22 protein-coding genes are annotated in these 19,574 nt (G+C 73.1%); 8 read left to right on the plus strand and 14 right to left on the minus strand.

Going from position 1 to position 19,574, the window contains the following annotated elements:
* Positions 1-119: 119 nt before the first annotated feature.
* The 5 genes from ACFWPT_RS12950 (at position 120) to ACFWPT_RS12970 (ending at position 3,836) form a co-directional block, all read left to right on the plus strand.
* On the plus strand, positions 120-800 hold the full coding sequence (locus tag ACFWPT_RS12950) for an ATP-binding protein (protein ID WP_380481731.1): 681 nt from the start codon (positions 120-122) through the stop codon (positions 798-800).
* Positions 788-1,909, plus strand: a complete 1,122-nt coding sequence (locus ACFWPT_RS12955) for a radical SAM protein (protein WP_380481645.1) — start codon at positions 788-790, stop codon at positions 1,907-1,909. Before ACFWPT_RS12950 ends, ACFWPT_RS12955 begins: the two co-directional genes overlap by 13 nt.
* On the plus strand, positions 1,906-2,040 hold the full coding sequence (locus ACFWPT_RS12960) for a hypothetical protein (protein ID WP_363618922.1): 135 nt from the start codon (positions 1,906-1,908) through the stop codon (positions 2,038-2,040). Before ACFWPT_RS12955 ends, ACFWPT_RS12960 begins: the two co-directional genes overlap by 4 nt.
* Positions 2,041-2,109: 69 nt before the next feature.
* Complete coding sequence (locus tag ACFWPT_RS12965; RefSeq protein ID WP_380481647.1) at positions 2,110-2,919, plus strand: aminoglycoside phosphotransferase; 810 nt, start codon at positions 2,110-2,112, stop codon at positions 2,917-2,919.
* Positions 2,920-3,053: 134 nt separating this feature from the next.
* Positions 3,054-3,836, plus strand: a complete 783-nt coding sequence (locus tag ACFWPT_RS12970; protein ID WP_380481649.1) for a VOC family protein — start codon at positions 3,054-3,056, stop codon at positions 3,834-3,836.
* Between the two features lie 91 nt (positions 3,837-3,927).
* Here ACFWPT_RS12970 and hisF read toward each other — a convergent pair whose 3' ends face one another.
* The 8 genes from hisF to hisD form a co-directional block, all read right to left on the minus strand.
* A complete protein-coding gene (hisF, locus tag ACFWPT_RS12975; protein ID WP_063347178.1) occupies positions 3,928-4,698 on the minus strand; it encodes an imidazole glycerol phosphate synthase subunit HisF in 771 nt (256 codons plus the stop codon).
* Entirely contained in the window at positions 4,695-5,126 is a 432-nt protein-coding gene (locus ACFWPT_RS12980) for a RidA family protein (RefSeq protein WP_380481651.1), read from the minus strand. Before ACFWPT_RS12980 ends, hisF begins: the two co-directional genes overlap by 4 nt.
* Positions 5,123-5,848 carry a bifunctional 1-(5-phosphoribosyl)-5-((5-phosphoribosylamino)methylideneamino)imidazole-4-carboxamide isomerase/phosphoribosylanthranilate isomerase PriA gene (gene priA, locus ACFWPT_RS12985; protein WP_380481653.1) on the minus strand — a complete coding sequence of 242 codons (726 nt, stop codon included), beginning with the start codon at positions 5,846-5,848 and terminating at the stop codon, positions 5,123-5,125. Before priA ends, ACFWPT_RS12980 begins: the two co-directional genes overlap by 4 nt.
* 19 nt (positions 5,849-5,867) lie before the next feature.
* A complete protein-coding gene (gene hisH, locus ACFWPT_RS12990; protein WP_350885738.1) occupies positions 5,868-6,503 on the minus strand; it encodes an imidazole glycerol phosphate synthase subunit HisH in 636 nt (211 codons plus the stop codon).
* A gap of 72 nt (positions 6,504-6,575) precedes the next feature.
* Positions 6,576-6,728, minus strand: a complete 153-nt coding sequence (locus tag ACFWPT_RS12995) for a hypothetical protein (RefSeq protein WP_167745856.1) — start codon at positions 6,726-6,728, stop codon at positions 6,576-6,578.
* Entirely contained in the window at positions 6,725-7,318 is a 594-nt protein-coding gene (hisB, locus tag ACFWPT_RS13000; protein WP_063347182.1) for an imidazoleglycerol-phosphate dehydratase HisB, read from the minus strand. Before hisB ends, ACFWPT_RS12995 begins: the two co-directional genes overlap by 4 nt.
* Before the next feature lie 5 nt (positions 7,319-7,323).
* On the minus strand, positions 7,324-8,424 hold the full coding sequence (locus ACFWPT_RS13005; protein WP_380376371.1) for a histidinol-phosphate transaminase: 1,101 nt from the start codon (positions 8,422-8,424) through the stop codon (positions 7,324-7,326).
* 53 nt (positions 8,425-8,477) lie between these two features.
* The gene (gene hisD / locus ACFWPT_RS13010) at positions 8,478-9,785 is read right to left on the minus strand and encodes a histidinol dehydrogenase (protein ID WP_063347184.1); all 1,308 of its coding nucleotides are present in this window, start codon (positions 9,783-9,785) and stop codon (positions 8,478-8,480) included.
* A gap of 91 nt (positions 9,786-9,876) precedes the next feature.
* On the opposite strand from hisD, the gene ACFWPT_RS13015 reads away from it, so the two are divergent.
* The 3 genes from ACFWPT_RS13015 to ybaK all read left to right on the plus strand — a co-directional run bounded on the left by ACFWPT_RS13015 (position 9,877) and on the right by ybaK (position 12,871).
* The gene (locus ACFWPT_RS13015; protein ID WP_380481657.1) at positions 9,877-11,454 is read left to right on the plus strand and encodes an oxidoreductase; all 1,578 of its coding nucleotides are present in this window, start codon (positions 9,877-9,879) and stop codon (positions 11,452-11,454) included.
* Between the two features lie 95 nt (positions 11,455-11,549).
* Positions 11,550-12,278 carry an LON peptidase substrate-binding domain-containing protein gene (locus ACFWPT_RS13020; RefSeq protein ID WP_380376363.1) on the plus strand — a complete coding sequence of 243 codons (729 nt, stop codon included), beginning with the start codon at positions 11,550-11,552 and terminating at the stop codon, positions 12,276-12,278.
* A gap of 98 nt (positions 12,279-12,376) precedes the next feature.
* On the plus strand, positions 12,377-12,871 hold the full coding sequence (gene ybaK, locus ACFWPT_RS13025; protein WP_063347187.1) for a Cys-tRNA(Pro) deacylase: 495 nt from the start codon (positions 12,377-12,379) through the stop codon (positions 12,869-12,871).
* Positions 12,872-12,925: 54 nt separating this feature from the next.
* On the opposite strand, the gene ACFWPT_RS13030 is transcribed toward ybaK, so the two are convergent.
* The 6 genes from ACFWPT_RS13030 to ACFWPT_RS13055 form a co-directional block, all read right to left on the minus strand.
* Positions 12,926-13,729, minus strand: a complete 804-nt coding sequence (locus tag ACFWPT_RS13030; protein WP_380481659.1) for a hypothetical protein — start codon at positions 13,727-13,729, stop codon at positions 12,926-12,928.
* Between the two features lie 109 nt (positions 13,730-13,838).
* The gene (locus ACFWPT_RS13035) at positions 13,839-14,654 is read right to left on the minus strand and encodes an ABC transporter permease (protein WP_063347189.1); all 816 of its coding nucleotides are present in this window, start codon (positions 14,652-14,654) and stop codon (positions 13,839-13,841) included.
* A complete protein-coding gene (locus ACFWPT_RS13040) occupies positions 14,651-15,649 on the minus strand; it encodes an ABC transporter ATP-binding protein (protein WP_380376357.1) in 999 nt (332 codons plus the stop codon). Before ACFWPT_RS13040 ends, ACFWPT_RS13035 begins: the two co-directional genes overlap by 4 nt.
* Before the next feature lie 102 nt (positions 15,650-15,751).
* A complete protein-coding gene (locus ACFWPT_RS13045; RefSeq protein ID WP_380481661.1) occupies positions 15,752-17,203 on the minus strand; it encodes an NYN domain-containing protein in 1,452 nt (483 codons plus the stop codon).
* A gap of 295 nt (positions 17,204-17,498) precedes the next feature.
* A complete protein-coding gene (locus ACFWPT_RS13050) occupies positions 17,499-18,545 on the minus strand; it encodes an aspartate-semialdehyde dehydrogenase (RefSeq protein WP_380481664.1) in 1,047 nt (348 codons plus the stop codon).
* A 100-nt stretch (positions 18,546-18,645) separates the two neighbouring features.
* Positions 18,646-19,536, minus strand: coding sequence for a dihydrodipicolinate synthase family protein (locus ACFWPT_RS13055; RefSeq protein ID WP_380481666.1), 891 nt, complete (start codon positions 19,534-19,536; stop codon positions 18,646-18,648).
* Positions 19,537-19,574 lie beyond the last annotated feature (38 nt).

A 19,574-nucleotide genomic window follows, 5' to 3' on the forward strand; every position in this document is an offset into this window, starting at 1 on the left:
AGGGCCTCTGAGTCCTGTCGCTCTGAAGGTCGAACCACAGTGCGGTTGCTCATCGCCGCACCGATCAACGCCCCAGTCCGGGAGGGCTGATGAACACCGACGACTGCGCTGTGCTCCCGATGCCGAAGTCCCAGAAGGTGCAACCGACCACGGCTGCGGTGAGATCCGCCCGGCTGTGGGTGATGCGTGCGGCTCGGTCCTGGCCGGAACTCCTCTCCGAGAAGTCACTGCGCGATGTGGAGTTGTGCACCGCCGAGTTGATCACCAACGCCGTTGAGCACACCGGAAAGCGCTGCCGCGTCACGGTCCGGTGGACTGGGGTCCGCCTCCGGGTCGAGGTCGCGGACAGGAGTCCGCAGCCGCCGGTGAGGAGCGCGGCAGACGACATGGCCACCGGCGGCCGCGGCCTGCTCCTGGTGGAGGCGCTGACCCACTCCTGGGGCTGGTACCCGGCGGAGGAGGGCAAGGTGGTCTGGTTCGAGGCGGCACCCGACCAGGTCGTGACGGGGGACTCGCGGCTCGCCGCACCAGCCATCGCGACTCATGCTCACGCCCAGCCGGAAGTCGCGGTGAGCGCTCCTTCCGCCTCGCCTCGTTACGAGATCCGCCTGATCGACTCCCGAAGCCCCCACTTCTTCCTGCTGGAGTGCTGGGGGATCTACGACCGCGAACAGCACGAGTACGTGCGCGTTCCGGGTTCCTCGGACCGGATCAGGCGCTTCTACACCAAGTCGGCCGCCGAGTCCCAGCTGCGCCACTCAGGCACCCTGACGGTCGAGGAGGAGAAGTGCACAGCCTGATCGCAAGTCCGTTCCTCAAGAGCTTCGTTGTGCTGCGACCGGGCCGGCTGGAGGGCATCGAGCTGCCCGAACGACGGTTCCGGGAGCTGGAGCATTCCCACGACTCCGGGGCCAACCTCCCATTCTGGCTCGCGCACGCCGCCCGTGCCCGCTGGGGCGCCGAACTGGCGATCCGGCCGACGAGTGAAGCCGTCCTGGTCCGCGACGCCCCGGTGTACGGGCACAGCCGTGCGAGCTGGGAGATCAACCTCGGCTGCGACCTGGACTGTGAGCACTGCTACCTCGGAGAGAAGCGATTCGCCGGCCTGGACGAAAAGGGCAAGCGCTGTCTGCTGCTGACCCTGCGGGACGCCGGGATCCTCTGGCTCCAGATCACGGGGGGCGAGGCGCTGATCGACCCCCACTTCGCGGCTTCGTGCCGGCTCGCGCACGATCTGGGAATGATGGTCGAGGTCCTGACGAACGGCACGCGACTGTCGAGCCCCGCAGCCCTGGAAGCGCTCGCCGCCAGCAGGCCGTACAGGGTCACGGTCTCCCTCTACGGCGCGACCGCAGAGACGTACGACTCGTTCACCCGACGTCGGGGCGCCTTCAAACGGGTCACGCGCGGACTGGCCGCCGGAATCACGGCCGGCCTTCCCCTGCAACTGGCGTTGATCGTCACCGCGCAGAACGCGCACGAGCTCTCCCGGATGCATGGGATGGCGGACGAACTCGGGCTCCCCTGCAAGGAGTACACCCACATGTCGCCGACGATCTACGGCGGCGCCGAATCGCTTGCATCCCAGTCGCCCGCTCATCTGAGGCCGCTCGAACGGTTCACGGGCTGCAACGTGGGACACACGTTCCTCCACGTCGACCCGCACGGAAGGGCCTCGATCTGCAAGGTCGGCCGCGATGAGCAGATCGATCTCATGGCCGAGGGCGTCCAAGGCCTCGCCCGGCTCGGCGGAATCGCCGACCGCCTCATGCTTCGCACCGGTGGCTGCTCCAGCTGCCAGCTCTCCGCCGACTGCTCGGTCTGCCGACCTCTGGCCAAGCGCTACCAGGAGGCGAAGGCACCACTGAACACCTACTGCCAGCACGGACAGAAAGGAAGCACAGCATGACCGCTGTCATGGTCGAGATCACCACCACCCGGCGCGAGGACGACGACGAGACGCTGGGGTTCATCGACGACATGGAGGACTTTGGCGCGGACGCCCTCCCCGGGTGCAACGACGACAACCCGTACCGGTAGGGCGCAACCCCAGAGGCCGACGGCTGCGGTGCCGTCGGCCTCCGGGGTGACTCTGGGAGCCTGTGAGCCGTGACCACCAGCCGCCTTCACTGGGCAGACCTGCCCGGCTCCGTGCGCCGGGCCGTCACTGCCCGCCTCGGGACGCCGGTCCTTGCCGCGCAGACCGTCTCGGCCGGTTTCAACTCCGAGATCGCCGCCAGACTCAGCACCTCCAGGGGCGCCGTCTTCGTCAAGGGGATGCAGCTGAGTCACCCACGCGTGTGGACACAGCGACGTGAGAGGGAGATCAACCCCTACGTGGAAGGCCTCGCCCCCACCGTCCTCTGGCACCTCGACGTCGACGGCTGGAGCCTCGTCGCGTTCGAGCACGTCGAGGCCCGCCACGCCGGCTACCGGGACACCGGTGACCTGGAGCTGATGGTCGACACCCTCAGTCGACTCGGCAGTACCCCGTGTCCCCCGATCGAGCTGCGCCGGGCCGAGCAGCGATGGGCCGCCTACGTGGACGACCCCGAGGTGCTGCTCCAGTTCGGCGGCAACCACCTGCTGCACACGGACCTGAACAACGAGAACGTCCTGATCCGCGAAGACCATGCACTTCTCGTCGACTGGGCGTGGGCCACCCGGGGAGCGCCCTGGATCGACCCGGCCCTGTGGGTGGTCTGGTTGATCGCTGCGGGCGGCCACGGCCCGGCTGCGGCGGAAGCGTGGGCCGCCAGGGTCCCGGCCTGGCAGACCGGCGATCCGACCGTGGTGGACGCCTTCGCGCAGGCTCAGGCCCGGATGTGGGCCGAGATCGCCGGAGACGATCCGGACCCGTGGACTGCCGGGCTGAACCGGGCGGCTCAGCAGTGGGCCCGTTTCCGCGGGCGCAGCTGAGGTCTGCGGCCGCTCCCCCGGCTGCGAATGTCAGTGGCCGGGTGCAGACTCGCAGAGGGTCGGGGAGGGTGCGTGCGTGCGCGCGCCTGACGGAACCGGCCTGGTCACGTCTTCCGTCGAAGGGGCACCACCTCATGCTCACCACCGACTTTCCGGCCGGCGCGCCCTGCTGGATCGACCTCGGCAGCCCGGACATCCCCGCCACCGCCGAGTTCTACGGCAAGGTCTTCGGCTGGACGTTCCGGTCCGGCGGCCCGGAGGCGGGCGGCTACGGCTTCTTCCAGCTGGGCGGCAGGACGGTCGGCGCCGTCGGCCCGCTCGACGAGGGTGACCAGCCGACCTGGACGACGTACTTCCATGCCGCCGACGTGCATGCCACGGCGAAGGCCGCCGAGCAGGGCGGCGGCTCGGTGCTGGTGCCGCCGATGGACGTCATGGGCGAGGGGTGGTTCGCCCAGTTCGCCGACCCGCAGGGGGCCAGGTTCGCGGTCTGGCAGCCGGGCAAGACCGCCGGTCTGGAGGCCGTGTCGGAGGACGGCGCGCTGGTCTGGTCCGAGCTCCACACTTCGGACCAGAGCGCCGGGGTCGGCTTCTACCAGGCGCTGTTCGGCTGGCGGGTGGAGAAGTTCGAGCCGGCTCCGGGCATGGACTACCGGGTGATCTCGACCTCCGAGGGCGACCAGCAGGCCACGGCCTTCGGTGGCATCGCCCCGACCATGTCCCCGCAGGAGCCCTCCGCCTGGACGCCGTACTTCGCCGCCGACGACGTTGACGCGGTGATCGCGAAGGCGACGGCGGCCGGCGGCTCGGTGCTGATGCCCGCCGAGAGCGTGCCGAACGTCGGCCGGCTGGCCTGGCTGGCGGACCCGCACGGCACGCCGTTCGCGCTGATCAAGGGCGAGCCGCCGCAGGCCTGAGAACGCAGGAGACCTGAGAACACCGCAGGCCTGAGAACGCGGAAGGGCCCGCCACGCACCAGCGCGGCGGGCCCTCAGGGCGTACGTCCGGTCACCGCACCGGGTGCCCGGCCTCCCGCAGCGCGTCCTTGACCTGCCCGATCCGCAGGTCCCCGAAGTGGAAGACGCTCGCGGCGAGCACCGCGTCCGCGCCCGCCTCGACGGCCGGCGCGAAGTCGGCGAGCTTGCCGGCGCCGCCGGAGGCGATGACGGGCACGGAGACGGTCTTGCGGACGGCCCGGATCATCTCCAGGTCGTAGCCGTCCTTGGTGCCGTCGGCGTCCATCGAGTTGAGCAGGATCTCGCCGGCGCCGAGTTCGGCCGCGCGCCCGGCCCATTCGACGGCGTCGAGGCCGGTGCCCTTGCGCCCGCCGTGGGTGGTGACCTCGTAGCCGGACGCGGTCTCGGTGCCGGGAGGGCAGCGCCGGGCGTCCACGGACAGCACCAGGACCTGCCGCCCGAAGCGCTGGGCGATCTCGCGGACCAGCTCCGGCCGGGCGATGGCGGCGGTGTTGACGCCGACCTTGTCGGCGCCGGCCCGCAGCAGCTTGTCGACGTCCTCGACGGCGCGGATGCCGCCGCCGACGGTGAGCGGGATGAAGACCTGTTCGGCGGTGCGACGGACCACGTCGTAGGTGGTTTCCCGGTCGCCGGAGGAGGCGGTGATGTCGAGGAAGGTCAACTCGTCGGCGCCCTCGGCGTCGTAGAGCTTGGCCATCTCGACCGGGTCGCCGGCGTCGCGCAGGTTCTGGAAGTTGACGCCCTTGACCACCCGCCCGGCGTCGACGTCCAGGCAGGGGATGACACGTACGGCGAGGGTCACGGCTGTTTGCCTTCCAGGGTCTTTGCCAGCCCGGCACGATAGGCGTCGAGCTCGATCTCGACCATCATCCGGGAGTCGATCAGCCCGTCGACCACCACCATGGTGGCCACCGGGCGGGCGGCGTCGAAGAGTTGGTGGTGGGCGCGGCCCACCTCGTCGGCGTCGCGGACGTGGGTGATGTACATCCGGGTGCGGACCACGTCGTCCGCCGTCAGACCGTACGCGGCGAGGGCGTTGAGCCCGACGCCGAACGCGGCGAGGGTCTGCCGGTAGGGGTCTCCCTCGTGCTCGATCCGGCCGTCCACCCAGGCGGTGGAGCCGGCCACGTGCACGTGGTCTCCCGCGGCGACCGCCCGCGAGTAGCCGAACTGGTCCTCCCAGGGGGAGAATCCGCCGACCCTGCCACGTACGATCCGACGTTCCGTCATCCTGAAACCGCCTCCAGGGCCTCTTCGAGGGTGAACTTCTGCTCGTAGAGTGCCTTGCCCACGATGGCGCCCTCGACACCCGCACCGACCAGGCCGGCGATGGCGCGCAGGTCGTCGATCGAGGAGACGCCGCCGGAGGCGACGACGGGGCGGTCGGTGGCGGCGCAGACGTCGCGCAGCAGCTGCAGGTTGGGGCCGGTCAGGGTGCCGTCCCGGTTGACGTCGGTGACGACGTAGCGGGCGCAGCCCTCCTGGTTGAGCCGCTCCAGCACCTCGAAGAGCTGGCCGCCGTCGCGGGTCCAGCCGCGGCCGCGCAGGGTGGTGCCGACGACGTCCAGGCCGACGGCGATCTTGTCGCCGTGCTCGGCGATGGCCTTGGCGACCCACTCGGGGGCTTCCAGGGCGGCGGTGCCGAGGTTGACCCGGGTGCAGCCGGTGGCGAGCGCGTTGGCGAGCGACTCGTCGTCGCGGATGCCGCCGGACAGCTCGACCTTGATGTCGAGGCGACCGGTGACCTCGCGCAGCAGCTCGTAGTTGGTGCCGGTGCCGAAGGCGGCGTCGAGGTCGACCAGGTGCAGCCACTCGGCGCCGGCGTTCTGCCAGGCGAGGGCGGCGGCGAGCGGTTCGCCGAAGGAGGTCTCGGTGCCGGACGCGCCCTTGACCAGGCGGACGGCCTGGCCGTCCCGGACGTCGACGGCGGGAAGCAGTTCGAGGCGGCTCATAGTCACAACTCTTCCGAGCTCAGAGGGTGTTGACCCAGTTGGTCAGGAGGGCGGCGCCGGCGTCGCCGGACTTCTCGGGGTGGAACTGGGTGGCCCAGAGCGGGCCGTTCTCGATGGCGGCGACGAAGGGCTGCCCGTGGGTGGCCCAGGTGACGAGCGGGGCGTGGATCCGTGCGCTGTGGGTCTCCAGCTCCCAGTGCCGCACACCGTAGGAGTGCACGAAGTAGAAGCGGGTCTGCGGGTCGAGGCCGGCGAACATCCGGCTGCCCTCGGGCACGTCGACGGTGTTCCAGCCCATGTGCGGGATGACGGGGGCGTCCAGCGGCTCGACGACGCCGGGCCACTCGTCGCAGCCGGCCGTCTCCACGCCGTGCTCGACCCCCTTCTCGAAGAGGATCTGCATGCCGACGCAGATGCCCATGACGGGGCGGCCCCCGGCGAGCCGGCGGCCGATGATCCAGTCGCCCCGGACGGACTTCAGGCCGCGCATGCAGGCCTCGAAGGCGCCGACGCCGGGGACGAGCAGGCCGTCCGCGTTCATCGCGGTGTCGTAGTCGGAGGTGACGGTGACGTCCGCCCCGGTCCGTTCGAGCGCGCGCTGCGCGGAGCGGAGATTGCCCGACCCGTAGTCGAGGACGACGACGTTCTTGCCCATGTTCAGGTGTCCAGTCTCTCTACGTGTCCGGAGCTCACGTGTCCAGAGCCCATGTATCCAGCGTCCATGCGGCTAGAGGCGCATGATGCCGGAGGCCAGGCACATGACCGAGCCGAACGCGAGCACCAGGATGACGCCCTTGGGCAGCTTCTGCTTCCAGAACGAGATCACGCCGCCGGCCAGGAAGAGGCCGACGAAGATGAGGGCGAGGGTCGCCTTGCTCACAGTGCACCCTTGGTCGAGGGGAGGATTCCGGCCGCGCGCGGGTCGCGCTCGGCGGCGTAGCGCAGGGCTCGGGCGAGCGCCTTGAACTGGCATTCCACGATGTGGTGGGCGTTGCGCCCGTACGGCACGTGGACGTGCAGGGCGACCTGCGCCTGGGCCACGAAGGACTCCAGGATGTGCCGGGTCATCGTGGTGTCGTACGAGCCGATCATCGGCGCCATGTGCTCGGGCTCGGTGTGCACCAGGTACGGCCGGCCGGAGAGGTCCACGGTGACCTGGGCGAGCGACTCGTCCAGCGGCACCGTGCAGTTGCCGAAGCGGTAGATGCCGACCTTGTCGCCGAGCGCCTGCTTGAAGGCGGCGCCGAGCGCGAGGGCGGTGTCCTCGATGGTGTGGTGGGTGTCGATGTGCAGGTCGCCGTCGGTCTTGACGGTGAGGTCGAAGAGGCCGTGGCGGCCGAGCTGGTCGAGCATGTGGTCGTAGAACCCGACGCCCGTGGAGATGTCGGTCTTCCCGGTGCCGTCGAGGTCGATCTCGACCAGGACCGCGGTCTCCTTGGTGGTGCGTTCGACGCGTCCGATGCGGGACATACGGGTTACAGCTCCTTGATCACGGTGCGGACGGCGTCCAGGAAGGCGTCGTTCTCGGCGGGCGTGCCGGCGGTGACGCGCAGCCACCCGGGGACGCCGTTGTCACGGACCAGGACGCCCTGGTCGAGGATGGCCTGCCAGACGGCGTGGGTGTCGGCGAAGCGGCCGAACTGGACGAAGTTGGCGTCCGAGTCGGTGACCTCCAGGCCGAGCCCGCGCAGCGCGTCGACCAGCCGGTCGCGCTCCGCCTTGAGCCGGCCGACGTACCCGAGCAGGGTGTCGGTGTGCTCCAGGCAGGCCAGCGCGGTGGCCTGGGTGACGGACGACAGGTGGTACGGCAGGCGGACCAGCTGCACCGCGTCCACCACGGCCGGGTCGGCGGCCAGGTAGCCCAGGCGCAGCCCGGCCGCGCCGAAGGCCTTGGACATGGTGCGGGAGACCACCAGGTTGGGGCGGCCCTCGATGAGCGGCAGCAGCGAGGCCCGGTGCGAGAACTCGACGTACGCCTCGTCGACGACGACCAGGCTGGGCCCGGCGGCCTGCGCGGCCTCGTACAGCCGCAGCACGGTGTCGGCGGCGACGGCGGTGCCGGTCGGGTTGTTCGGCGAGCAGACGAAGACCACGTTCGGCCGGTGCTCGGCGATCGCGCCGAGGGCGGCGTCCAGGTCGATGGTGAAGTCGTCGTTGCGCGGGCCGGAGATCCACTCGGTGCCGGTGCCCCGGGAGATCAGCGCGTGCATCGAGTAGGAGGGCTCGAAGCCGAGCGCGCTGCGGCCGGGGCCGCCGAAGGTCTGCAGCAGCTGCTGGAGCACCTCGTTGGAGCCGTTGGCGGCCCAGACCTGCTGCCGGGTGACGGCGAAGCCGGTGGTCCGGCCGAGGTACGCGGCGAGGCCTTCGCGCAGTTCGACGGCGTCCCGGTCGGGGTAGCGGTTGAGGTTGCGGGCGGCCTCGGCGACGCGTTCGGCGATCCGGGCGACCAGCTCCTCGGGGAGCGGGTACGGGTTCTCGTTGGTGTTCAGCTGGACGGGCACGTCCAGCTGCGGCGCGCCGTACGGGGACTGGCCGCGCAGCTCGTCGCGGATGGGGAGGTCGTCGATCCGAGTCACCCGAGTCGCACCAGCCTCAGAAGTAACAGGAGTCACAGAAGAAGTAACAGCAGTCACGATCCCGGCACCGTCCAGTCGAAGCGCGCCTTGATCGCGTCGCCGTGCCCGGGCAGGTCCTCCGCGTTGGCGAGGTTGACCACGTGCGCGGCGACGTCGGCGAGCGCGTCCCGGTCGTACTCGACGACCTGGACGCCGCGCAGGAAGGTCTGCACGGACAGGCCCGAGGAGTGGCAGGCGCAGCCGCCGGTGGGCAGCACGTGGTTGGAGCCGGCCGCGTAGTCGCCCAGCGAGACCGGCGTCCAGCGGCCGATGAAGACGGCGCCCGCGTTGACGACCTTGGCGGCCGCCGCGTGCGGGTCCCGGGTCTGGATCTCCAGGTGCTCGGCCGCGTAGGCGTTGACCACGGCGAGGCCCTGCTCCAGGTCGTCGACCAGGATGATCCCGGACTGCCGGCCGCCCAGCGCCTCGGCGACCCGCTCGCTGTGCTTGGTCCTGGCGACCTGGACGGCGAGTTCCGCCTCGACCGCGTCGGCCAGCGCCGGCGAGTCGGTGACGAGCACCGAGCCGGAGGTCGGGCCGTGCTCGGCCTGGCTGATCAGGTCGGCGGCCACGTCGGAGGGCAGCGCGCTGTCGTCGGCGAGGACGGCGATCTCGGTCGGGCCGGCCTCCGAGTCGATGCCGATCCGGCCGGCGAAGAAGCGCTTGGCGGCGGCCACGTAGATGTTGCCGGGGCCGGTGACCATGTTGACCGGCGCGCACTCCTCGGTGCCCAGCGCGAACATCGCCACGGCCTGGGCGCCGCCGACGGAGTACACCTCGTCCACGCCGAGCAGCGCGCAGGCCGCCAGGATGGTCGGGTGGACGCGGCCGTCGAACTCCTTCTGCGGCGGGGACGTCACGGCGATGCCCTGGACGCCCGCCTCCTGGGCCGGCACCACGTTCATCACCACGGAGGACGGGTAGACGGCCAGCCCGCCCGGCACGTACAGGCCGACGCGCTCCACGGGCACCCAGCGCTGGGTGACGGTGCCGCCCGGCACCACCCGGGTGGTGTGCTCGGTGCGGCGCTGGTCGGCGTGCACGGCGCGGGCCCGGCGGATCGACTCCTCCAGCGCGGCCCGCACCTTCGGGTCCAGCGTCTCCAGGGCCTCGGTCAGCTGCTCGGCCGGGACACGGGTCGACTCCAGCCGGACGCCGTCGAAGCGCTCGGTGATCTCGATCACGGCCGCGACCCCGCGATGGCGTACGTCCTCGGCGATCGGCCGCACCTTCTCCAGGGCGGCCGCCACGTCGAACTCGGCACGGGGCAGCAGGTCACGCGGGTCGTCCAGCGAGCCGCGGAGGTCGATTCGAGAGATCACGCCACCCAGTGTAAGGAGTGGCCGGAACCCCTGGTCCCGCATTTCAGTCCGTGATACGAAAGGCGAGACGACCGGGGGGACGGGGAAAAGCATGCTGGAGCACGCCCCGGAGGGCTGGACCGATACGGAGCGTGAGCTCTGGGAGGCCTTCCGTCGCGGCAACGTCTTCGACCGGCGCAGTGGCGACGCCGCCACCGACGACCCGTTCGGGGACGCCGCCTGGGGCCCCGGGCGCACCGTCCGGGCCAAGGTGCTCGCCCATCTGTTGCTGGCCGGCCCGGCCGCCGCCACCGGGCGGGTCGCCTCGCTGCGGCTCAACGGCGTGCTGGTCACCGGCGCGCTCAACCTGGCCGGCGGCGCCATCGGCCACTACGTCGAACTCCGCGAGTGCCGTTTCGAACGCAAGATCCTCATCTCGGAGGCCTCGGCCTCGACGCTGCGCTTCGTCACCTGCCTGATCCCCCGCCTGGAGGCCTCCCGGCTCACCACCACCGGCGACCTCCATCTGGCCCGCTGCCGGATACCCGAGGGCGTACGGCTCACCGACGCCAAGGTCGGCACCGACCTGCTGCTCAACCAGACCGTCCTGGGCGGCGACCGCTACGGCCGCGCGCTGTCCGCCGACGGCCTGGCCGTCCACCAGGATTTCGAGGCCGAACGCGTCGACGTGCAGGGCGAGTTGAGCCTGCGCACGGCCCGGATAGGCGGCCGGCTGTCGCTGCGCGGCGCCCAGCTGCACGCCGTCCCGCAGAACCGCACCTGCCTCAACGCCGTCCGGCTCACCGTCGGCCACACCCTCTACCTGACCAGCTCCGCCGACGGCGGCTGGTTCGGCTCCCGCAGCTACTACGGCTCCGGCTACGGCCAGAACCCGCCGCCCGGCGCCCCCAGCACCCCGTTCCGCGCCTTCGGCCGGGTCCGGCTCTCCGACGCCCGCTTCGAGAGCGCCTGCCTGATCTCCGGCGAGTTCCACCTGGAGGGTGACGACGAGCTCTCGCTGCGCCGCATCCACACCCCCGAGCTGCGGTTCACCTGCCGGGTCCGCCCCACCGGCACCGTCTCGCTCTCCCGCGCCCGGGTCGGCAACCTCGTCGACACCCCGGACGCCTGGCCGCGCGGGCGCCACCTGGGCCTGACCGGCTTCGTCTACGAGGTGCTGCGCCCGGTCGGGCCCTTCAGCGTCCAGCAGCGGATCGCCTGGCTGGAGGGCTCCTCGGTGGACTTCCAGCCCGAGTCCTACGAGCAGCTCGCCGCCGCCCTGCGCCGCGACGGCGCCGACGACGACGCCCGCGAGGTGCTGTACGCCAAGCAGCGCCGCCGCCACCGGACCCTCCCGCTGCCCGCCCGGATCTGGGGCCGGGTCCAGGACGCCACCGTCGGCTACGGCTACCGCCCCGGCCGGGCCGGCCTGTGGCTGCTGCTCGCCTGGGCGCTGGGCAGCGTCTGGTTCGCCACCCACCCGCTGCAGCCGCTGAAGGCCGACGAGCACCCGCACTGGAACCCGGTGCTGTACACGCTCAGCCAGCTGGTCCCGGTCGTCGAGCTCGGCCAGCAGGGCTGGAACCCCGGGGGCCTCAGCCAGTACGTCACCGCCGGGCTGGTGATCGTCGGCTGGCTGCTCGCCACCACCGTCGTGGCCGGCGCCACCCGCATGCTGCAACGGGGCTGACCGCCCCGGCGGGCCGCCCTCGGGCCCGCCGTCGGGCCCGCCCTCGGGCACAACCCCGACGCGCCGCGACCGCGCGGGGAACTACGCTGTCCGCCGTGACAGAACGGCTCCCGCTCTTCCCGCTGAACAACGTGCTCTACCCGGGCCTCGTGCTGCCCCTGAACGTCTTCGAGGAGCGTTACCGCCGTCTCGTCGCCGACCTGCTCCAACTACCGGCCGACACACCGCGCCGCTTCGGCGTGCTCGCCATCAAGGACGGCCGCGAGGTCTCCCCGGTCCGCCCCGAGGAGGGCCCGACCGGGCCGCTCGGCGGCCTCGGCACGGCCACCGGGGACCCGCTGGAGGCGATGTTCCACATCGGCTGCGTCGCCGACGTCGCCTCCGTCCAGGAGCAGCCGGACGGCCGCTACGAGCTGCTGGTCACCGGCACCACCCGGTTCCGGCTCCGCTCGGCGGACGTCTCCGGCCCGTACCTGACCGGCGAGGCCGAACTCGTCGAGGAACAGCCCGGCGAAGGCTCCGGCGCCCTCGCCGCCGAGGTCGAGCGGGCCTTCCGGGTCTACCAGAAGCGCCTCGCCGGGGCCCGCGAGGCCAGCACGGTCGGGCGCCAGGAGCTCCCGGACGACCCGCAGGTGCTCTCCTACCTGGTCGCCGCCGCCTCGGTGTTCGAGACCCCGGTCAAGCAGCAGCTGCTGGCCTGCCCCGACACCGCCCAGCGGCTGCGCACCGAACTCGACCTGCTGCGCCGCGAGAGCTCCGTGCTCAGCTGGCTGCCGTCGCTGCCCGCCGTCGACCTCACCCGCCAGTCGTTCAGCCCCAACTGATCCGGGAAGCCCGCACGCTGACCCGGAGAACCCGCACGCCGACCCGGGCAGCCCGCACGCTGACCCGGAAAACCCGCACGGCGAAGAAGGAGCCCCACATGGCGAAGAAGCCGAAGAAGGGCGGGCAGGGCACCCCCGCCACCGTCGCCCTGGAGACCGCTGCCGTCCCGTTCACCGTGCACGCCTACGAGCACGACCCGGCCGCCGCCTCCTACGGCGGCGAGGCCGCCGAGGTCCTGGGCGTCGCCGCCGAGCGGGTCTTCAAGACCCTGGTCGCCGACGTGGACGGCGTGCTCACCGTCGGCGTGGTCCCGGTCGCCGGGCAGCTCGACCTCAAGGCCCTCGCCGCCGCCGTCGGCGGCAAGCGCGCCGCCATGGCCGATCCGGCGGCCGCCGAGCGCAGCAGCGGCTACGTCCTCGGCGGCATCTCCCCACTCGGCCAGCGCCGCCCGCTGCGGACCGTGGTCGACGCCAGCGCGCTCACCCACCCCACCGTCTACGTCTCCGGCGGGCGCCGCGGCCTGGAGGTCGAACTCGCCCCGGCCGACCTGGTCACCCTCACCGGCGCCCGCACCGCACCGATCGCCCGCTGACCCCGGGCGCGGGCGCGGGCCCCTCCCCGGTCCCGCACCCCCGCGCCTACGCGGTCAGCCCTGCCCGCGCTCCCCCGGCCGCGCAGCGTCCTCCGGCCGAACACCGTCGTCCGCCCGCACGGCGTCCTGCGGCCGCACAGCGCCGTCCGCAGGGGCCTGCGGCGCAGCCGCCCCGTACGGCCCGGCCCAGTACGGCGGCGGGTCCTCCTCGCGCTTGCCGAACGCCGCCGACAGCGCCAGCAGCACCACCATCGCCGCCATCGGCCACACCAGCAGCGCCCCCAGCGCGCCGAGGTCGATGCTCGCGTCGAAGTGCCCGCCGTTGCCGACCCGCCGGGCTTCGGCGATCAGGTCGTTGCTGGGGCCGAGCCACCGGCCGAGCCGCCAGGCGCCGACCGAGCCGAGGAGTCCGCCGACCATCAGTCCGAGCGCGACCGCGATGCCGCCGCCGCGCTGCCGGGTGGCCAGGAAGGCCCCGAGCGCGGTCAGGAGGCCGGCGCCGAGCGCGATCAGGGCGAAGACCGCGTCGGCCCCCGCCCGCTGTTCGCCTTCGGGGTCGGCGTAGAGGATGCGGTCGCCGTCCACGACCAGCGGCACCTTGGGCGCGAGCCAGACCCACAGCCCTGCCATCACCAGTCCGACCGCGATGCAGGCCAGTACCGTGCCCGCGCCGAGCCGCAGCTCGGGCAGCAGCCGCTCCTTGAGCGTGGGGCCCGGCGACTGCGCGACCGCGAGGCCGGCCGGCGGCGGGGTCCCGGCGTCGGGGGCGGGCGGCGGCGCGTACGGATCGGGGGTGATGTCCGGCACCGCGTCCGCGGCGGCGCGGGTGGGGTCCGGAGGTGTGTTCGGTACGGTCACAGGCCCCATCGTTTCACGATCGCGGCCGGGACGAGCCGCCGCCCGTGCCTCCCGGAGCCGGACCCCGCACCGCGCGGAGCCGGACCCCGGGCGGCCCCCGGGACACCCCCTACCGGGAGACGGCCCGCCGGTAGGCCCAGGTGGCGATCGCCAGCGACACCACGCCGACGCCCGCGCAGACGGCGAGGTCGCCCGCGATCAGCGCCCAGTCCGGGTCGGGTTCGAACGTCCGGGCGAAGGCCTCGACGCCGTACGTGGAGGGCAGCAGGTCGCGCAGCCACAGGACGGGCTGCGGGAGGTGGTCGACGGGCAGCACCCCGAGCAGCAGCGCCGCCGACATGCCGAGCTGCCCGAGCATGGTGGCGATCTCCTGCCGGGGCGCGAGCAGCCCGCAGGCGGCCCCGAGCCCGGACAGGGCGGCTCCGGCGAGCGGGACGACGGCCAGCAGCACCCACAGCTGCCCGAGCGGCAGCCCGAACATCACGGCGCCGAAGGCCGCGGTGAGGACCGTCCCGGGCAGCGTGAACGAGGCGTAGGCGGCGGCCGCGCCGAGCACCACGGAGGCGGCGGGTACGGGCAGCGTCGCGTAGTGGTCGAGTCCGCCGGTGGCCCGCAGCTTCCCGAAGTACTGGGCGAGCAGGTTGAGGGCGACGAACGCCACCACCAGCACGCTGGACCCGGCGACCACGGACCGCGCGGCCGAGGTCTGCCCGGCGTCCACCACGCCCCGCATCATCACGAGGATGCCGACGGACTGGAAGGTGGCGACGAACAGCAGCGGGATCCGCGCCACCCGGGCCCGGGCGAGTTGCGCCCGGTAGACGGCGGCGAGGGCGGGCAGCAGCCGGGCCGCTGGGGCGAGCGGGGCGGGGGTGCCGCCGGTCGCGGGGGCGGTGGCCTGCGGCGGCACCGAGAGCAGCGTCACTTGGCCAGTCCTCCGTGGCGGCCCCCGAGCTTGAGGTAGGCGTCCTCAAGGCTCGGGGTGGCGAGGGTGAAGTCGTCGAGGGCGGCGAAGGCCGGGCCGGTGGTGACGGCGGCGACCAGTTCGCGGGCCTGTTCGGGGGTGGTGCGGACGGTCCAGCGGCGGCCGGTGCGTTCGGCCCGTTCGGCGAGTGCGGCGACGGCGGGGACGGCGAGCGGCGCCTCGTCCCGCCAGACCAGGTCGAGCCGGACGTCGCCGTCGACGAGGGCCTTGAGCCCGCCGGGGGTGTCGCAGGCGATGACCCGCCCGTCGTCGATGACGGCGACCCGGTCGAGCACGGTCTCGGCCTCGATGACGTTGTGGGTGACCAGCAGGACGGTGGCGCCGCGTTCGGTGCGGCGCCGGTCGACGGCGGTCCAGACGGCCCGCCGGGCGACGGGGTCCATGCCGGTGGTGGGTTCGTCGAGGACGAGCAGCGGCCGTTCCCCGACGAGGGCGGCGGCGACGCAGGCGAGTCGGCGCTGGCCGCCGGAGAGCTTGGCGAGCGGCCGCTGGGCGAGGGGTTCGAGCCCGAGTTCGGTGAGGACGTCGGCGGCTTCGGTACGGGCCCGGGCCCGGGTGAGGCCGCGCAGCCGTCCGGTGGTCTCGGCGGCGAGCGCGACGGTCAGTTCGTCGAGGGCGCTGGATTCCTGGCCGAGGTAGCCGAGCAGCCGGGCGGCCCGTTCGGGGTGGCGGACGATGTCGTGGCCGAGGAGTTCGACGGATCCGGAGTCCGGGCGCAGCAGGCCGGTGAGCTGGCGGACGAGGGTGGACTTGCCGGCCCCGTTGGGTCCGAGCAGCCCGAAGATCTCGCCCTGGCGGACGGTGAGGCTGATTCCGTCGTTGGCCCGGATCTCGCCCGCGGCGGCTCCGCGCCCGGTGCGGTAGGTCCTGACGAGGTCGCGCACGGCGACGCACGGCGGGGTGTTCTGGGGTACTCGCCCTGCCGACTCGGTCACGACCGAAGACTTTACGCGTTCGCCCGGGCGAACCGGACAAGGGGGCCTGATCACCGAAAACCGGCACGCGGCTCGCCGGGTCCAACCCGGGCCGTGCGCCCGTCAGTCGTCCACGACGACCATCGATCCGCCGGGCACCCGCACCGCCAGTTCCTTCCAGAATCCGGCCCGGATGGCGTAGCGGTCGTGTTCGTCGATCTGGTCGTCCTTGTGCGCGAGCAGTCCGAAGCGGGCGGCGTAGCGGAGGAGTTCGCCGTCGACCCGGTGCGGGATGCGGGGGTAGTCGGGCCAGAGCACGGTGAGCCGTTCGACGTCGCCCAGCCGTTCGCTCCAGCGGCGGGCGAAGACCTGGCCGACTTCGTGGGCGTCGCCGCCGATGGAGGTGATGTCCTCCTCGCGGTCGGCCCAGCGCTGTTCGGCGGTGGTGAGGTGGGCGAGGGTGGGGAGGCTGTCGCCGGCGGTGACGGCGGGTTCGGGGGCGGGGCGGTCGACCCAGCCGCGGTCGGAGGACCAGCGCAGGACGGGGCCGGCCTGTCCGGGGGCGCCGGTCGTGCCGACGGCCTGCCCGTTGGTGCCGTGCCCGTTCGCCTGCCCGTTCGCCTGCCCGTTCAGGAACCCGTTGCCGCCGTGCCCGTTGGCGCCGTGCCCGTTGACGAGCCCGTTGCCGCCGTGGCCGTTCGCGAGTCCGGTGCCGCCGTGCCCGTTGACGGCCGGGGCGACGGCGGGGGTGCGCCCGGCGAGGTCCTTGGGGGTGGGGACGACCTTGAGCGCGGCGGCCGGCTGGGGCCGCCCGGCCCCTGGGACGGCCCCGACGGCGGAGGCCCCGAGGGCAGCGGGCACGGCGGCAGCGGGCACGGCGGCCGGGGCGACGGCGGCCGGCTGGACGACCGGGGGCGCCACGACCGGCGCCGCGGCGGGTGCCACCACGGGCGGGGCGACGGGCGGGGCGGCGAGGATCTTGGCGATCTCCTGGCGGGCGCCGGGCGCGGGAAAGACGTTGGCGTTGTCCCGGAGGCTGAAGGAGCCCTCGATCCACTCGCGGTCGAGCACTCTTCGCTCGTCGGCCTCGCCGACCAGGTCCTCGGACTGGTTGAAGTCGCCGTCGGCGGCCTGGAGCGCCCACAGGTGGACGGCCACGCCGTGTTCCTTGGCGGTCATCATGCCGGGCAGCAGGTCGCCGTCGCCGGTGATCAGGACGACGTCGGCGCAGGCCCGGTTGCGGGCGAGTTCGGAGAGTTCGGCGTGCATGGCGGCGTCGACGCCCTTCTGCACCCAGCGCCCTTCGGCGCGGGTGAGGGCGCCGAGCCGCACGGTGACGCGGGGCAGGACGCGCAGCCGGCGGTGTTCGGGCATCGGGCGCCGGTCGGGGGCGGCGTCGAACCAGTAGATGCGCAGCAGCGGAAGCCCGGTCTCGGCTTCGGCGCGTTCGCGCAGCGCGGTGATCAGCGCGGTGTGGTCGACGGTGACTCTGGAACGGGATGGGTCACCGGCGAGCAGGCTGGCGGCGGCGCCCAGCAGGTATCCGGCATCCACCAGGACGACACAGCGGTCCATCGCGCACCTCTTTCCACTCGCCCTCGTGTGGGGGTCGGGCCGGGTGGGCGCGGATCCGCCCGTCGTCCGGACGTGGTGGGGTGAGGGGCCCCCGTGGCCGCCCGAGCGTTGGGTCACCTTTTCCCCCTGGTTCGCGCGCCGAACCTCGACGGATGTCGCGGTACCGCAACGGCAAGCCCAACGGAACGCAAAGGCGGGCCCCGTTCAACGACGGGGCCCGCCCTTGGTCACGCCGGGGAGTGCGAGCGGGCGCGGGCCGACGGTGCGAGCAGGCACGGCCCGGCGGGGCCTGGTGTCAGCCCTTGAGCTCGGCGGCGACCAGCTCGGCCAGCTGGACGGCGTTGAGCGCGGCGCCCTTGCGCAGGTTGTCGTTGGACACGAACAGCGACAGGCCGTGCTCGACGGTCTCGTCGGCCCGGATGCGGCCGACGTAGCTCGGGTCCCGGCCGGCGGCCTGGAGCGGGGTGGGGATGTCGGACAGTTCGACGCCGGGGGCGGCGGCGAGCAGTTCGGCGGCGCGCTCGGGGCTGATCGGGCGCTCGAAGCGGGCGTTGATCTGGAGCGAGTGGCCGGAGAAGACCGGGACGCGCACGCAGGTGCCGGCGACCTTGAGGTCCGGGATGCCGAGGATCTTGCGGCTCTCGTGGCGGAGCTTCTGCTCCTCGTCGGTCTCGTTGGAGCCGTCCTCGACGATGGAGCCGGCCAGCGGCACCACGTTGAAGGCGATCGGGCGCTGGTAGACCTTGGGCTCGGGGAACTCGACGGCGGAGCCGTCGTGGGCGAGCGCGGCGGCGCCGTCGACGACCTTGGCGGCCTGGTCCCGGAGTTCGGCCACGCCGGCCACGCCGCTGCCGGAGACGGCCTGGTAGGTGGAGACGACGAGCGCGGCGAGGCCGGCCTCCTCGTGCAGCGGGCGCAGCACGGGCATGGCGGCCATGGTGGTGCAGTTCGGGTTGGCGATGATGCCCTTGGGCCGGTCGGCGATGGCGCCGGGGTTGACCTCGGAGACGACCAGCGGGACGTCGGGGTCGCGGCGCCAGGCGGAGGAGTTGTCGATGACGACGGCGCCGGCCGCGGCGGCCTTGGGGGCGAGGGCCTTGGAGGTGGAGCCGCCGGCCGAGAAGATCACGATGTCCAGGCCCGTGTAGTCGGCCGTGGCCGCGTCCTCGACGGTGACCTCGGTGCCCTGCCAGGGCAGGGTGCGTCCGGCCGAGCGGGCCGAGGCGAACAGCCGCAGCTGCTCGACCGGGCCCAGTCCGCCTTCACGACCAGCGCGCTCCGCCAGGATCTCGCGGACCACTGCGCCGACCTGGCCGGTGGCCCCGACAATGCCGATCTTCATTCCGACTACTCCTCTGGATGGTGCTGTCTACAGCCGCACTCTGCCCATCATGCCTTGTCACGAGGGTGCGGCGGCCTGGTGTTCCACGGTGTGAGAGCGACTAGTGGTCCAGACCACTCACGAGCTTCAGCGCCGCCTCGACCTCCGCCCCGCCGGCCGGCAGCAGCGGCAGCCGGACGTCCGGGGTGGGGATCCGGCCCTGGGCGTGCAGCACGCCCTTGATCACCGTCGGGTTCGGCGCGGCGAAGGCGGCCAGCGCCAGCCCGGTGAGCCGGTGCCCGAGCGCCCGGGCCCGGGCGGCGTCCCCGGCCTGCCAGGCCTGCGTCAGCTCGACGAACCGGGCGGTGGCCAGATGGGCGGAGGCGAGGATGCCGCCGGCCGCGCCGAGCGCCAGCAGCGGCGACAGGAAGGCGTCCTCCCCGGTCAGCACCGCGAAGTCGGCGGGGGCGGCGGCGAGCAGTTCCACCGCCGTCTGGTCCACTCCCCCGGTCGCGTACTTGACGCCCACCACGCCGTCCAGCGCGGCGAGTTCGAGCAGCGCGGCGGCGGACAGCTGCTGCCCGGTGCGGTACGGGATGTGGTAGACGACCAGCGGCAGCGGGCTGCTCCCGGCGAGCGCCCGGAAGTGCGCGACCGTCCCGGCCTCACCCGGCCGCAGGAACGCCGGGACGGTGACCAGCGCGGCCGCGGCCTGCGGCACCCGCTTGCCGAGCGCGGCCAGCGACTCGGCGGTGGAGCGGGTGTCGCCGCCGTGCGCGCCGACGGTCAGGAGGGCCCCGCGGGCGGCGCAGGCGGCCGCGGCGGTCTCGACCACGGCCCAGCGCTCGTCCTCGCTCAGCGCGGCGGGCTCGCCGGTGGTCCCGAGGGCGACCAGCCCGGCCGCACCGGCCTCCAGCAGCTCGGCGGCCAGCACGGCGAGGGCGTCCAGCGCGACCGTGCCGTCCGCGGCGAAGGGCGTGATCAGGGGGACGTGGATGCCGGTGAGTTCCATGGCCACGATCCTGCGGCCCGCCGATCGCCCAGGTCCAG

This window comes from Kitasatospora sp. NPDC058478 (genome assembly GCF_042720345.1).
Lineage (GTDB): Bacteria > Actinomycetota > Actinomycetes > Streptomycetales > Streptomycetaceae > Kitasatospora.

Bases quoted from the DNA above. Each gene is read 5' to 3' on its own strand.
- ACFWPT_RS13015 (WP_380481657.1), top strand. From the start codon at position 9,877: ATGCTGGAGCACGCCCCGGAGGGCTGGACCGATACGGAGCGTGAGCTC.
- ACFWPT_RS12960 (WP_363618922.1), top strand. From the start codon at position 1,906: ATGACCGCTGTCATGGTCGAGATCACCACCACCCGGCGCGAGGACGAC.
- ACFWPT_RS12970 (WP_380481649.1), top strand. From the start codon at position 3,054: ATGCTCACCACCGACTTTCCGGCCGGCGCGCCCTGCTGGATCGACCTC.
- hisB (WP_063347182.1), bottom strand. From the start codon at position 7,318: ATGTCCCGCATCGGACGCGTCGAACGCACCACCAAGGAGACCGCGGTC.
- ACFWPT_RS13045 (WP_380481661.1), bottom strand. From the start codon at position 17,203: ATGGACCGCTGTGTCGTCCTGGTGGATGCCGGATACCTGCTGGGCGCC.
- ACFWPT_RS12980 (WP_380481651.1), bottom strand. From the start codon at position 5,126: ATGACGGAACGTCGGATCGTACGTGGCAGGGTCGGCGGATTCTCCCCC.
- ybaK (WP_063347187.1), top strand. From the start codon at position 12,377: ATGGCGAAGAAGCCGAAGAAGGGCGGGCAGGGCACCCCCGCCACCGTC.
- ACFWPT_RS13050 (WP_380481664.1), bottom strand. From the start codon at position 18,545: ATGAAGATCGGCATTGTCGGGGCCACCGGCCAGGTCGGCGCAGTGGTC.
- ACFWPT_RS13055 (WP_380481666.1), bottom strand. From the start codon at position 19,536: ATGGAACTCACCGGCATCCACGTCCCCCTGATCACGCCCTTCGCCGCG.
- priA (WP_380481653.1), bottom strand. From the start codon at position 5,848: ATGAGCCGCCTCGAACTGCTTCCCGCCGTCGACGTCCGGGACGGCCAG.
- hisH (WP_350885738.1), bottom strand. From the start codon at position 6,503: ATGGGCAAGAACGTCGTCGTCCTCGACTACGGGTCGGGCAATCTCCGC.
- ACFWPT_RS12950 (WP_380481731.1), top strand. From the start codon at position 120: ATGCCGAAGTCCCAGAAGGTGCAACCGACCACGGCTGCGGTGAGATCC.